The sequence below is a fragment of the Metabacillus fastidiosus NBRC 101226 genome (genome assembly GCF_001591625.1).
Lineage (GTDB): Bacteria > Bacillota > Bacilli > Bacillales > Bacillaceae > Metabacillus > Metabacillus fastidiosus.
The window spans coordinates 1-13,400 of record NZ_BCVG01000099.1 but is presented as its reverse complement, the minus strand read 5'-3'; the positions used below and the strand labels follow the sequence as shown (position 1 = coordinate 13,400).

The 13,400-nt window shown below is 32.3% G+C and carries 15 protein-coding genes and 3 pseudogenes; 14 read left to right on the top strand and 4 right to left on the bottom strand.

What is annotated here, in order from left to right; genetic code table 11:
- Positions 1–320: pseudogene (locus BFA01S_RS22925) on the top strand (hypothetical protein); the annotation flags it as partial.
- Between the two features lie 1,308 nt (positions 321–1,628).
- Here BFA01S_RS22925 and BFA01S_RS23520 read toward each other — a convergent pair.
- Together BFA01S_RS23520 and BFA01S_RS22090 are read right to left on the bottom strand one after the other, a co-directional pair.
- Entirely contained in the window at positions 1,629–1,763 is a 135-nt protein-coding gene (locus BFA01S_RS23520) for a hypothetical protein (protein ID WP_268874888.1), read from the bottom strand.
- A gap of 63 nt (positions 1,764–1,826) precedes the next feature.
- Positions 1,827–1,931, bottom strand: a complete 105-nt coding sequence (locus BFA01S_RS22090; protein ID WP_235843058.1) for an anti-repressor SinI family protein — start codon at positions 1,929–1,931, stop codon at positions 1,827–1,829.
- Between the two features lie 452 nt (positions 1,932–2,383).
- On the opposite strand from BFA01S_RS22090, the gene BFA01S_RS17655 reads away from it, so the two are divergent.
- Positions 2,384–2,929: a DNA adenine methylase gene (locus tag BFA01S_RS17655; protein WP_082800061.1), complete on the top strand. Its 546-nt coding sequence runs from the start codon at positions 2,384–2,386 to the stop codon at positions 2,927–2,929.
- Between the two features lie 99 nt (positions 2,930–3,028).
- On the opposite strand, the gene BFA01S_RS17650 is transcribed toward BFA01S_RS17655, so the two are convergent.
- Positions 3,029–3,487 carry a nucleoside deaminase gene (locus BFA01S_RS17650; protein ID WP_066233773.1) on the bottom strand — a complete coding sequence of 153 codons (459 nt, stop codon included), beginning with the start codon at positions 3,485–3,487 and terminating at the stop codon, positions 3,029–3,031.
- 165 nt (positions 3,488–3,652) lie between these two features.
- Positions 3,653–4,024 carry a hypothetical protein gene (locus BFA01S_RS17645; RefSeq protein ID WP_066233770.1) on the bottom strand — a complete coding sequence of 124 codons (372 nt, stop codon included), beginning with the start codon at positions 4,022–4,024 and terminating at the stop codon, positions 3,653–3,655.
- Positions 4,025–4,239: 215 nt separating this feature from the next.
- Between BFA01S_RS17645 and BFA01S_RS22545 the strand changes: the two genes are divergently transcribed.
- From BFA01S_RS22545 to BFA01S_RS17590, 12 genes and pseudogenes are all read left to right on the top strand, one after another.
- A complete protein-coding gene (locus tag BFA01S_RS22545) occupies positions 4,240–4,410 on the top strand; it encodes a helix-turn-helix domain-containing protein (RefSeq protein ID WP_156483860.1) in 171 nt (56 codons plus the stop codon).
- Between the two features lie 57 nt (positions 4,411–4,467).
- On the top strand, positions 4,468–4,668 hold the full coding sequence (locus BFA01S_RS17640; protein ID WP_066233765.1) for an XtrA/YqaO family protein: 201 nt from the start codon (positions 4,468–4,470) through the stop codon (positions 4,666–4,668).
- Positions 4,665–5,063, top strand: coding sequence for a hypothetical protein (locus BFA01S_RS17635; protein WP_066233762.1), 399 nt, complete (start codon positions 4,665–4,667; stop codon positions 5,061–5,063). Before BFA01S_RS17640 ends, BFA01S_RS17635 begins: the two co-directional genes overlap by 4 nt.
- A gap of 121 nt (positions 5,064–5,184) precedes the next feature.
- On the top strand, positions 5,185–5,643 hold the full coding sequence (locus tag BFA01S_RS17630; RefSeq protein ID WP_066233759.1) for an ArpU family phage packaging/lysis transcriptional regulator: 459 nt from the start codon (positions 5,185–5,187) through the stop codon (positions 5,641–5,643).
- On the top strand, positions 5,640–6,182 hold the full coding sequence (locus BFA01S_RS17625) for a tyrosine-type recombinase/integrase (protein WP_066233756.1): 543 nt from the start codon (positions 5,640–5,642) through the stop codon (positions 6,180–6,182). Before BFA01S_RS17630 ends, BFA01S_RS17625 begins: the two co-directional genes overlap by 4 nt.
- Before the next feature lie 415 nt (positions 6,183–6,597).
- A complete protein-coding gene (locus BFA01S_RS17620) occupies positions 6,598–7,014 on the top strand; it encodes a hypothetical protein (protein ID WP_066233753.1) in 417 nt (138 codons plus the stop codon).
- Positions 7,015–7,286: 272 nt separating this feature from the next.
- A complete protein-coding gene (locus tag BFA01S_RS17615; RefSeq protein ID WP_066233750.1) occupies positions 7,287–8,489 on the top strand; it encodes a PIN domain-containing protein in 1,203 nt (400 codons plus the stop codon).
- Positions 8,490–8,813: 324 nt separating this feature from the next.
- Complete coding sequence (locus tag BFA01S_RS17610) at positions 8,814–9,680, top strand: coiled-coil domain-containing protein (protein ID WP_066233746.1); 867 nt, start codon at positions 8,814–8,816, stop codon at positions 9,678–9,680.
- A gap of 185 nt (positions 9,681–9,865) precedes the next feature.
- On the top strand, positions 9,866–10,708 hold the full coding sequence (locus BFA01S_RS17605) for a hypothetical protein (RefSeq protein WP_066233742.1): 843 nt from the start codon (positions 9,866–9,868) through the stop codon (positions 10,706–10,708).
- 76 nt (positions 10,709–10,784) lie between these two features.
- Positions 10,785–11,552: pseudogene (terS, locus tag BFA01S_RS17600) on the top strand (phage terminase small subunit).
- A 5-nt stretch (positions 11,553–11,557) separates the two neighbouring features.
- Positions 11,558–12,274, top strand: a pseudogene (locus tag BFA01S_RS17595) (PBSX family phage terminase large subunit); the annotation flags it as partial.
- A gap of 261 nt (positions 12,275–12,535) precedes the next feature.
- Entirely contained in the window at positions 12,536–13,195 is a 660-nt protein-coding gene (locus BFA01S_RS17590) for a phage tail protein (RefSeq protein WP_066233738.1), read from the top strand.
- Positions 13,196–13,400: the final 205 nt, after the last annotated feature.

Sequence of the window (13,400 nt, the reverse complement as noted above, 5' to 3'; positions counted from 1 at the left end):
TCAAACAGAAATATGAGAAGGCAGAGAAAGGGAAATCTGTTGATTTAACTTCTGAATATAAGGAAAAAATCGATCAGTATCTTTCATTAAAGGATTCTATTAAAGCTTTAGATGAACAGGTAAAAGAAATTGAAAATCAGATAAAAAACGAAATGAAAGATGCTGAATTGGCCTTTGTTAAGAGCTTTCAAACGGAATGGAAGCCAATCACTTCTAATCGCATTGACAGCAAAAAGTTGAAAGAACAGTTTCCTAATATTTATGAGCAAGTAGTTAAGCAAACAAGTTACCGTCGTTTTGGAATCGAGGAAATTAGCTAGGAGGGGTAAAGTTGGCAACAAATAAATCATTAAAAAACAAGCTGGCAAATACGAATAACCAGGCTCCATCTACACATAGAAAAGAACCTAAATATCAGGTTCTTTGTCAGAAGTATGTTTCTGCTTTTTGATGTGGCTTGTAATGATTTCTAGTTGATAAGAGATAAAAAGCAGTAAACCAAAGCCAGCACCAACTAAAGCGCCTTTATATTCGTAAAGAAAGTAACCGAGTATAGAACTAACAAGCATAAAAATAAAGACCATAGTATCACCTCAATATAATACTAACTCAATAGAAAAATATTGAATAGCATTAATTGGAATTTATGAGAGGAGGGCTAGAGTTAAACAAAAGAATTATTAAGTTTCCTTATGTAAGTAAAAAGACCATCGTAATGATGATCCTTACTGGAATATTATCGCACTAAGTGTGCCTGCATATTTCGCAAATAAATTTATAAAGGCAATTAAAACGCAATTAATATAACAAAAATTAATATAAGAAGAAATCCAATTAATCCAGTTATGATGTATTTTTCTAAATTAACCATTGAAACACCTCTGACTTATATATCGGAAATATTGATTTAAAGTTAAAGAAAAAAAGAGGAAATATGTTTCGAGGGAAAGTGCAAGGATATTGGATAAGAGAAGTGGGAGCTTATGTAATCCTTGCACTAATAACTGATATACCCAAGTACGATTTGAATGAAACATCTAAGTATTAATTAGTTTGAGTTATTAATTAAAATAAGCGATATATTCAGGAACAGTACAAGGAGATGTCTAATAGATTTCATAGGAGGAAATCAAACTCGGTTCTTCTTTGTACCAGCAGTTAGTATATCCAGTTTGAAGTTATTAATTCGCCTATAAAGGTACAAAGAAAAGAAAGTAGTTAATTAAGTAATAAGAAATAGTATTTTCTTTGTACCCATTAGTAGTATGTCCGAACTTTTTAAAGAAATTCATTCCATAAAAAAGCTACCTGTTCCAAGGTAGCAATGAGTAGAAAGACGTTTCTGAGTTTAATTTATTATATTCAGCTGGTTGATAAAGATGTCTAAGTATTATGCAGTGTGATTTATTAAGAGAAGAACCCTTAAGCTTCAATATGTAAAACGGCTAGCTTAAGGGCCCCCATTCTTCTCTAAAACAGGTAAGTTTGAGTGTTTCCGCACTCAAATACATTATAGGTTAAAATACCTATTTTGAGAAGTTTTAAAAGTAGTTAGAAAGATATATCTAAGTGGAATAAAGTTAAATTTATTAACCTAATTAAGCAAAATGTTTCATAAAAAAAGCGACCTATTTAAGGTCGAAATGGATGGGGAAAAATTCTTTAATTTCTTCTAAAGTCATCCCTGTACTTAGAGTAAGTGATACTAATTCTTCCCATTCTTGTTCTGAAAGTATTTCTTTTAATTTATCTAGTTCATTCATAAAAGCACCTATAAAAATATTTTATGGTTTGGTGGTAAAATCACATATGACTTAATAAGATAACTATCTGGTTTTTGAAGGATGAGAGAAAAAATTTTTTATCTCTTCTACTGTTATACCAGCGTTTAAGGCAAGTATGATTAGTTCTTCCCACTCTTTGTCTAACATGATGTCTTTTAGTTCTTTCATAGGTCCTACTATAGAAAAATTTTATAGTTGATGAGATTAATATTTAAATTATAAACATTTCACAGGTGATTACTAGTGATTAAAGGATATGTTTATAAAAATTTAATATTTCAGATATAAATAGTGAAAAAGTATTGACAAGTTAATAGTCTTATTTAATCGTTTTCGCTAAAAAGGAGTGAGGGTTTTGTATATTGTCTCTATATGAGGAAGGAGAGAAATTTCTGAAAAGAACGATCCTAAAAATTGGGGATGGAGACATTTAAATAATGCATTTTTAGTTGAAAAAGCGAAGAAACTTCAAAAGCAATATAGAGAAGAAGGTTACCGCATTCGTTTTAATAAACCGATTAGTTTTTCAGAGGGTTGTCTCTTGTAGAATTTATGAAACAAAATGATAGATCAGTTTACTAGAAAGGAGGATTTTTATTATAGCACTACTAAGAATATTACATTATCCCGGGAGTAAATGGAGTATGGCCAGTTGGATAATTTCCCACATGCCGGAACATAAGACATACTTAGAGCCTTTCTTTGGATCCGGAGCAGTATTTTTTAATAAAGGTCCTTCAATCATTGAACCTATTAATGATATGGATAGCAGTGCGGTTAATCTTTTTAAGGTAATTCGTGACTATCCAGATGAATTAGCAACTGTCAAACTACTTGAACGCTATAAGAGAAAAGAAGTACTTATATATGCTGATCCTCCTTATATTATCGAGACTCGAACGAAGAGACATTATAAGCATGAAATGACAATTGATGACCATATCGAACTATTAGAGGTTTTAGACGCTCATCCGGGACCGGTATTACTTTCCGGATATGCTCATCATATTTACGATGATCGGTTGAAACATTGGAGAAGAGAAACATTGGATGTAGCAGCAGAGGCAGGAGCAAAAAGACAAGAGGTATTGTGGATTAATCCTATGGCTGCTGAAACAGGCTTTTATCAAGAGTCATTATTTTAGTAAACAAAAGGTAGGAAGTGTTAAATAGCAGATGAAAATGTGAAATAGAAAAAGACTAGTACCATTAGGCATTAGTCTCAGCGGAAATACAATTTCAATTTAGTGAGAAAATATGTATCCTTCAAATACTTTTAGCCCTTCGGTATTTAAAACTTGTTCTACTATGGCTGGCTTATTTGGACTTTTTTCGATAACTTCTCTACATGAAATCATTATATTACTGCCAGCAATTTCGGCTAATTGATCATGAGATACACTGTAGACTATTTTCCCTAAATTAGACCATACCATTGCTCCTGTACACATTACACAAGGTTCACAGCTAGTATATAAAGTATATTCGTTAAGATCAAAGATGTTGTTTTCAGAGCAAAAAGTACGGATAAGTCCGATTTCAGCATGATGTGTAGGATCACAATAACTATTTATTTTATTTTCACCATACATCACAATTTCATTATTTTTTACTAAGATAGCACCGAATGGTTCATTTCCATCTCCTCTAGCCTTTAAAGCCATTTTAATTGCTATTTCAATAAATTGTTCATCCTTTGTCATAAATAGCACCTCCAGTTTGATGCCATTATAAGCGAAATTTAAACAGTTTGAAAATGAGTTATGTTAATACTTTAATACGCAATTCGATTATTTAAGGAAACAAAAGATAGAAGGAGTTGATTACTAGGAGAAGAAAGCAAGGATTAGACCTTGCTCATGTTAGAATCAGTCATTACTTATAAACGAGTCACACAATATCTTAGCGTCAGCAGTAAGCAAACTATAAATCTCAGGTCTATTAAATAAATCTTTATGTTTTATGTAGGTTTGTTTAGCTTGAAAATATCTAAGGTCACGAACGAACTGATTCATTTGATTTAAAATTTGCTTTTCATTAAGGTTTAGTCGGTTAAATGGAGCGTTTTGAGCCTCATCTTTAATAATCTTCACTAAATCTTGAGCGATAAAATTTAAAAGTAGATAATTTTTTGATTCTGTGACGAGTGACCAATTATGTTCAATTATAGACCGAGCCTTTGAAAGGTTGTTGTTAGTGCAACATTGATTAATATGATGTATTAAAGCTTCGATTTTCAAAAGTATCATCCTTTAGACATAGGTATATAAAACTGACATAGAAGATTATAGTATAAAGGTTAGAGATATTATATGAGTAAAATGGATTATTTTTCATGAAAATTGATAATTTTCAAAAAATATGTGAGAGATATTAGTAAACAAAAGATAGAAGGAGTTGAATTAAAATAGAGGAGGATATCACAGCAGAAGAATTTGCCGATTATGTAAGATTCATGAGGCAGTCAGTACAAATGACTCAAAGACAATTAGGGGAAGCGATCGGTTTTGAACGCAGAACAATTATGAATTGGGAAAATGGTAAATCATCACCGTTTGATGTTTATGCAGTAATTGAGTCCATTAGAAAAGAGATTAAATTAAGAATCAACGATAGGAATACATGAAAAAAGCCAGGATTACTCCTGACCAGCCAATTTAATTATACCATAGGAGTGATTCTGGTGAGACTAAAAGATATAGAAATAGATCCTAGTACTATGAGACTAGAAATTGATATAATGGAACTAAAAGGTAGCTTTGCCATTGTTTTGTGCGAAGGTAAAGCAAAGTTAACCGAATTACCTTCTCATGGTGAAACAAAGATTATTACTCATCAAGGGAAAGTGAAACGGGTTAAGTTTGATGAGGGGGAAGATTTTTGAAAGGAAGTAATAATGTTTTTTTAATTTTTTCAATAGCGTTTGGATTTTTTTTACTTTCTTGGATAAGTAGTGAGATTAAATTATCTAGTTTTTTTATTCTCGCATGTTCTTTATTCGTAGTATTCTTTTCGATGGGAGATTTATTACATCAAAGTATAGAGGATTATACTGGTAAATGGTCTCGAAGATTTGGCTTTTTTGGAATAGGTGTTTTTTATATTCTTTCTATTCCAATATCTATAATGGTTGGTTTCTCTTATTGGATTGTTAGACCAGATGAGGATACTATTGGGAAAATGAGTGATTCTTTTACTTTTATATCAATAGGATTATTATTTATATCATTTGCTCTTAAGACAATAAAAACAAATAAAACAGAGGAAAGTGATATTTGAAAGTTTAACTTAAATAAATTTTTGTTAGTTCTACCAGCTCACTGGAGGACACTGAATGAACGTATTATACGTTTGTTCAGTGTCCTTTTTGTTTTTGAAAATATTAGGAGGATGATATTTGATGAGGAAACGACATACTGATTTGCCAAAAATTAATGAGAAAGTAACAAAAAAAGAATTAGAAAAGATGCTTTTTAAGTATAGAGACTATTTAATTTCTTTACCTATTTACTTAATGCCTAAAATAACAGCTTCTTATTCAATTGTTCCTCCAAGTAATACGAATGCTTTCCATTCTAGTACGGAAGATGCAGCTATAGAAAGAATTGAATATGAGAAACTTCGTAATGATTATTTAAAAGAAATACATGATGCTGTTAATACACTTAAAGATCAGGAACGGCACATTATTATTGAAAGATATTTAAAGCATGATGAATTAGGTTATGACAGAGAGATCTGGATGAACATGGGTGTTGGGAAAACGAAATATTATGAAATTAAAGGGGAAGCAATGTTGCGCCTTGCTTTTGCATTAAAAGTAGAAGTTTATCAGAAAAGCGAGGCGAAGGCAGGATGAACCTTGTACAACCTATTAAAGATAAGGAACTACTGAAAGAAATTAAAGCTTATCTTAAAGAAAGCAATGATCGAAATTATATTTTATTCTTATTAGGAATTCACACTGGTTTACGTATTTCAGATATTCTCTCTTTAAAAGTAAAAGATGTGCAGGGCTGGGATATCTTCATTCGAGAGAAGAAGACTGGAAAGCCAAGAGAGATAAAAATGCCATCGGAGTTAAAGAGAGCTGTGCGATCTTATACAAAAGGAAGGACGAGACATGAATATTTAATTAAATCACGTATAGAGAAAAACAAGCCGATTACACGAGGCATGGCATATGTCATTCTTAATCAAATAGGAGAAGCATTTGGATTAGAAAGAATAGGAACTCACTCTTTAAGAAAAACATACGGATATCATCATTATAAAACGTTCAATGATTTAGCCTCGTTACAAATAGCTTTAAACCATAATGACATTAAGGAAACTAAGCGATATATAGGAATAGAGCAAGATGATTTAAATGAGCTTCAGCGAAAAATTAACTGGTAAGCTTCTTTTTTTACCTTATATGAATTAGCTATAAAAGAACATTGTTCAATTCATTTTTATATAGAGTTAAAAATGCTTATGCATCAAGGGATAAAATAGGTTTGGTGAATTCAACACAATCTAGGATATAGCTAATTCAAGGGGCTATTTTTAGGCGATTTTGCAACAAAAATAGATTTTCATGAAGGATCGGCTTTCGATTGATTTTAGGAGCATTACTAGGTGAATTTTGAGCGCGAACTTTTGACGAACGATTCGCGAACTAAATGCGGACACATTCTTTGAAAAAACATGCTATATTTGTAATATAAAAGATATAAAGCAATTTTATATATTTTAGGAGTTCACTTGTATTGGAATTCGTCGATAATAACTTTGGAGGCGAATTTCAAAGTAGATAAAGGAAGGCGAAGAAATGAATAAAGATTATATTATGTATGCTTCAAGGCTTGATAAACTAGAGGATTTAATAATTTCTGCTTCTAATCTTATACCTATATTAGATCCTGGTCATAAGTATATATTGAGTGAATTAGCTAATTATAAAGAGGAATTAACTGTTGTTTCTGAAAGATATCAATTCATTATAAATGAGTTGAAGAATGGTGATGTACCAGAAGTAGTCGTTGAAGAACATGAGCGTTTAATAGAAGGTATAACTTCATTTGTTCGTGGCGCTACTCTAATAAAGGACAGTATGAATGTAGAAGAGAGAAGTATTCTTTGTAAGCAGTGTGCACAAGGAGATTCTATACTAGCGATCGGTGTGAAACAAGTTGAAAAAGCGACAAAAGAAATTGGTGACAAATTAGTAGAGCTAATACAAAAATAATTTTGCAGAGCATCTCATCAGAGGTGCTTTTTCTTTTTTATAAAGTTTTCAAATTTGCTATAAAAAGAAGTTATCAAACTGGAAAAGAGGAAGTTGAGTAAAGATAGATGGAGATTAGGTTTATAGCTGTTAAATGAGTTTGTTTCCTTATCCATTGTAACGAACTCATTTATATAATATTCTTGCAAAAATTGAACGGTTTATGAGAATATTGGATAATAATCTATAGGAAATTACCAAAATTAGAAGCTGTATACAAAGGGGAATGCAGATTGAGAGAGATAGAAAAATATTTATTTCAGCCAAAGAAGTTCCAGGATATTATTCAAACAGCACTTATTGTAATTGATACGAATGTTTTACTTGCTGCTTATCAATATAGGAATATTACATTTAAAGAGTTACTTGCTGCTTTGGAGTTTTTCCATGAGGAACAAAGATTATTAATTCCATCTCACGTTCTAAAAGAATTTTTTAAAAATAGACCAGATCGAATTGTAGAAATCATTCGAGCTGTTCAACAGGCAAGAGATGGATTACAACCAGTTAAAGACGTTAGTAAGATTGAAATGAAAATCCCGAGTATGGAATATCTACAAAGTCACGGGAAGATCAGTGATATAGAATCGAATCTTAGTAACGCTAAAGATAATTATAACAAGGAAATTAAGCAATACAGGGAAGAGTTGACAGGTTTAATTGATGAATTAAAATCATTTTTCATACAGGACCCCATACTTGAAAAATACGAAAAAATATTTAAAGAAGCATATTATAAACCTGAATCATTAGAGTCACACACTGAATTATTAAGGGAATTTAAAGAGCGAGAGAAACTTAATTTGCCTCCAGGATATAAAGATGGAAAAAAAGAAAACAATGGTGAAGGAGACTACATTATTTGGAGGCATATACTCGAAATAAAAGAAAGAAATGTGATTTTTTTAACCTCTGACAATAAAGCTGACTGGGTATATAAAGATCCAAATGGTAATGTTATTAGTGCACGCAGAGAGTTAGTAGAAGAGTTTTATGAAGCAACAGGAAATACATTTTGTGTAGTACATCCATCTGCTTTTTTGAAGGCATATAATCCTAAGACAAACAGTGAAGTATTAGATGATCTGAATGACAAATTAAATGAGGCTGGAATAACATCTAAACGTTATGAATTTATAGCTGCTTCGGATAAGGGGATCAACGTTTCTCCTGTTAATGTTCAAGATCATATGAATAAAATCATAGAAAATATCATAGCTCATCCTTCAAGAAGACGTTATCGCATGGGGGATAATGATTATCTTGATAACGCACTCTACCGTATTTCGGAAAATAAGAGATTCTTTGATAAGGCTATCCTAAAGGCTGATATTATTGCTAACAATGAATATTTAACAAACAAAGACAGACAGGATCAGTATGAAAAGTTAGCAGACTGGATATATGATGACCTTTTTCAGTTAGATGATTTATAATACTTAATTTAGCTGTTTGAACAATTCGCGGACAATTTGCGAACTATTTTTCATTTAAGACATGTTAATATGGTATTACGGCAAAGTAAGAAGCGATGTATACAAGTTGATACTATACATTAGACATTGTTGTATTCCTTCTGTTTGGTCACTTATTTATTTAAGTGACTTTTTCTTTTATCTAAAACACCATGGAGGTGGCAGGTGATGTGAAATAATAAGGTAAGACTCCATTAAATATACTTGTTAAATATTTATTATTTTATAAATATTTTCCTGTTATGTGACGATATATTACTTGTACTAATTTAGGGAGGAATATTTATGAAAAAAGGAAAGTTATTATTTTTATTTTTACTAGTAATGTTAGTGACTTCTCTAGCTACAACTGCAGAAGCTAAGACTGTAGCACCTAAGCCTTCTATAGAGTCTTTAGAGAAGCAAATTAAAGCTTTAAAAGAAGAGAATGCTAAATTAAAGGAGCGAATCAAGTCCAAAGATAAAGAAATCACGTCTAAGGATAAACAGATTAAAGATTATAAGAATCAGATCGCAGGTAAAGATAAAGAGATTCAAGCTTATAAATCAAATGCTGTTACACCTTTAAAAACTAAATTAGCCTATCAAGGTAATGTACTAAGTGGGAATTATCAAGAAGGTAAAACTTCTGTACCTTTGCTGTTAAGGTATAAAGGGATTAGATATACTCCAGTTGATGCAATTAGTAATTTACTAAAAATTAAAAACAGTTATGATCGCTCTAGTGATACAGTATTCTTTGGTCAGGAGTCACAAAGTAGTTATATGTCAGATATACTGGAACCAGTTGTGAAAAATAATACAACAGTTGATATAAACAAACCAATGGATTTTGGAAATGGTAACATTTACGATAAAGGTTATAGTATGACATATAAGAGTCTTGGGATTATGGAATTTAATTTGGACAAGAAATATAAGAAAGTGACAGGTCTAATAAAAATAGATGAACAATCTGTAAATCAACCGTTGTATATTTTCGTAACTGCTGACGATAAAAGGGATGGATTTTACAAAAAGATTGCAACAGACGGTGTAATTACTCCTATAGAATTAGACGTGTCGAATGTAAGTAAACTTGAAATAATGGTGGAATGTACAAAACGAGATCAAACCGGTGTTTTACATTTTGCTAATGTAATCATTGAATAAATTTACAGTAAACACGAAGCATCCATAATGGATGCTTTTTTGCTTAAAAACAACATGGAGGTGGCAGGAGGTGTGGAATAATAAGGTGAGACTCCACTGATTAATTTTGTTGGATTTAACTTTTTTATAAAAAATTTCCTATATGTACCGATATATTACTTGTACTAACTTAAGGAGGAATATTTATGAAAAAAGGAAAGCTATTATTTTTATCTTTAGTAATAATGTTAATGACTTCTCTAGCTACACCTGTAGAAGCTAAGACGGAGACTTCTGTAAAGTCTTTAGAAAAGCAAAATAAAGCTTTAAAAGATGAGAATGCTAAATTAAAGGAGCAAATCAAGTCTAAAGATAAGCAGGTTAAGGATTATAAGAACCAACTCACAAACAAAGATAAAGAGATTCAAACTTATAAATCAAATGCTGCTACACCTTTAAAAACTAAATTAGCTTATCAAGGTAATGTACTAAGTGGAAATTATCAAGAAGGTAAAACTTCTGTACCTTTGTTGTTAAGTTATAAAGGGATTAGGTATACTCCGATTAATAAAATTGGTGATCTCTTAAAAATTAAAACTAGTTATGATCGTTCTAAGGATACACTGTTCTTCGGCGAGGAACCGCAACGTGGTTATATGTCAGATATACTGGAACCAATTGTAAAACATAATGTAACAGTTGATATAAATAAACAAATGGATTTTGGAGGAGGTGAGATTTACGATAAAGGCTATAGCATGGCATATTCCGATGGTTATGGGGGTATGACATTTAATTTGGATAATAAATATAAGAAAATAACAGGTTTATTAAAAGTAGACAAACAATCTGTGGTCAAGCCCTTGCATATTTCTTTTGTTGCTAATGGTACATGGTATAAGACTCTCAAAACCACTGGATCAGATGGTAGTAGCATTAGTGTTATAAAACTAGATGTGTCAAATGTAAGTAAACTTCAATTAGCAGTAGAAGGTACAGATTCAAGTCAATCTGGGGTTTTAGAGTTCGCTAATGTAATTATTGAATAAATTTATGATAAATACAAAGCATCCATTATGGATGCTTTTTTGTTTTAAAAAACATGGAGGTGGTGGGTGATGTGACATGAATTGGAATGAAATAAGAGAAGAATGGGAAACAACAAAAATTACACTTGCTGCTTTATCTGAAAAGCACGATGTAAAATTAGGTACATTAAAAAGCAGGAAAAGCCGTGAAGGTTGGTCAAGGGATCCGACTAAAAAGGATGCAACTAAAAATGAAAAGGTTGCAACCATTAAAAAAGATGCGACTACTAGTGAATCAAGGAAAAGGAGTGGAAACCCTAATCCACAGAATCAATTCACAAAACGGAACACGGCTGCGGTAAAGCATGGTTTCTTTTCAAAATTCCTTCCTGTTGAAACTTTAGAGATTATGGAAGAAATACAAGAACGATCACCGGCCGACTTAATATTTGACCAAATACAAATTCAATATGCAGCGATTATTCGGGCACAACAGATTATGTTTGTTTCTGATGAAAATGAGATGATCAAAGAGCTGAAAAAAGCTAAATATGAATATTACCCTATTCCAAAAGAAGAAGGTGGAGGCATTGAGAAATCGGTAACTGAAGAAGAATACGAATTCCAATTTGCTTGGGATCGTCATGCTACATTTCTAAACGTTCAATCAAGGGCAATGAGTGAACTTAGAAATCTTATCAAGTAATTCAACGAATTAGCTGATGTTGAGGATGAACGCAGACTCAAACTTGAACAGATGCGATTAAGCATTAAGAAAACTGAAATTGAAATTGATAACATGAATGATGATGGGTCAGATGATGCAGTTAATATTGTTATCTCTCGAAAAGAGGCGAGAGGTTAATGGATATTACTAAAGAAGTTAATCCGCATTTTGAGGACTTTTTATTTGACTGGAATCAAAAGTTTCAATTTTTGATGGGTGGTTATGGCTCTTCAAAGTCTTATCATGTAGCACTTAAAATCATACTGAAATTGCTATCTGAAAAACGTAAGGCTCTTGTGATTCGTGAAGTATATGACACACACAAGGACAGTACCTTTTCTTTATTTACTGAGATTATTGAGGATTTGGGTCTGTTGGATGATTCGGGTAGGAAAAAGATTGCTAAAGGCAAGGTACGACCAAAAGAAAGTCCGTATGAGCTAAAGTTTTCGAGCGGGTCTAGAATTATTTTTAAAGGCATGGATAAGCCAGCACAACTAAAGTCGATTAATAATGTGTCGTTAATATGGCTAGAGGAATGTTCAGAAGTCAAGTATGAGGGATTTAAAGAGTTAATCGGACGTTTGCGACATCCTACATTGAAACTTCATATGATTCTTTCGACTAATCCGATAGGTGAAGAAAACTGGACCTATATGCATTTCTTTAAGGATGAGAAAAACGAGCGAATTGTGTTGGATGACAACGAATTGTATGAGAAGGGAACAGTCGTTTTTGGAGACACATATTATCACCATTCAACTGCTGATGATAACCTATTCTTGCCTGAGAGCTATATTGAACAGCTAGATGAGTTAAAAGAATATGACCCTGATTTACATCGGGTTGCAAGACTAGGGAGAAAGGAAGAGATTGCAAGTCAATCTCTTATTGATAATTTAAGAAATCAGGTAGCTATAATGTCTGACTGGGCAAAGAACATGAAGACTTTAGCTGCAAAGGGCGTAGATGATGGGCTAATAGCAGAATTGCAAACAATGGGTCCTAAAGCTTTAGCTGAAACAAAAGCACTTATTTCGATGAGTGATGTACAGTTAAATGAATTTCAGGGACTATAGAAAGAGAAGTCTAATATTACCCGACAACAAGCTGTTTCTGAAATGGAAGGTCTAAGGGTTGAGACTGAAAGTAAAATCGATGAGCTTCGTCGAAATACTAAAACAAAATTAGAGTCACTGAAAAATGAATTTGTTGGTAAAGTAAAGGGAATTAGAACAGGTACCACTACTGAATTCAATGCTATGAATGCATCTTTACCCGTAATCGGTCAAAATGCAATTAAAGGTTTAATTAATGGTATGGATGCTATGAGAGGAAATTTAGTATCTACTGCTCAGGAGATTGCTGATTCTGTTCGTTCTACGATTCAAAGTGCTTTCGATATTCATTCACCATCCAGATGGATGAGGGATGTTATTGATAAAAATCTTGTAAAAGGCTTGATTGTTGGTATTAATGCAATGGAGAGTAAAGCTGTATCAGCGACTGCTAATATGACCGAGTGGTTTAAGCTTGATTTGTCTGACATTAATATTAGTCGTTCATCTGTAGAAGTAGGGATTCAAATGGATGAACTGAAACGACAGATTGAACAGAAGTTAGATATTGATCTTTGGATACATCAGAAAGAAAATCAATTGGCTGCAGGAGGATTTACACAAGAAGTTCACTTACATTCACCAACTGCTTTATCTCCAAGTGAAAACGCACGGGCATTGAAAAAAGTAGGACAGCAGCAAGCAATAGAATCGGGGATCTAAATGGAACGATTAACTTTTACAAGTGCAACCGGAGAGATCGTCCATTTTGGAGGTCCTCCTTTTTATTTCCAAAAAGTTGATGGATTAGGTGACGTAGAAGCAGAAATACAATTGTAAAAATCCCCTTTTCAAGATGGGAGTACTCTAACCGACAGTATATTGAATGAAAGAATGATATCTATAGAGTTTCTAATTGTGCAAGAGG

Coding starts and splice junctions, on each gene's coding strand:
- BFA01S_RS23520 (WP_268874888.1), bottom strand. CDS start 1,763: ATGAATGAACTAGATAAATTAAAAGAAATACTTTCAGAACAAGAATGG.
- BFA01S_RS22090 (WP_235843058.1), bottom strand. CDS start 1,931: ATGTTAGACAAAGAGTGGGAAGAACTAATCATACTTGCCTTAAACGCT.
- BFA01S_RS17650 (WP_066233773.1), bottom strand. CDS start 3,487: ATGACAAAGGATGAACAATTTATTGAAATAGCAATTAAAATGGCTTTA.
- BFA01S_RS22545 (WP_156483860.1), top strand. CDS start 4,240: ATGAGGCAGTCAGTACAAATGACTCAAAGACAATTAGGGGAAGCGATC.
- BFA01S_RS17630 (WP_066233759.1), top strand. CDS start 5,185: ATGAGGAAACGACATACTGATTTGCCAAAAATTAATGAGAAAGTAACA.
- BFA01S_RS17625 (WP_066233756.1), top strand. CDS start 5,640: ATGAACCTTGTACAACCTATTAAAGATAAGGAACTACTGAAAGAAATT.
- BFA01S_RS17620 (WP_066233753.1), top strand. CDS start 6,598: ATGAATAAAGATTATATTATGTATGCTTCAAGGCTTGATAAACTAGAG.
- BFA01S_RS17610 (WP_066233746.1), top strand. CDS start 8,814: ATGAAAAAAGGAAAGTTATTATTTTTATTTTTACTAGTAATGTTAGTG.
- BFA01S_RS17605 (WP_066233742.1), top strand. CDS start 9,866: ATGAAAAAAGGAAAGCTATTATTTTTATCTTTAGTAATAATGTTAATG.
- BFA01S_RS17590 (WP_066233738.1), top strand. CDS start 12,536: ATGGAAGGTCTAAGGGTTGAGACTGAAAGTAAAATCGATGAGCTTCGT.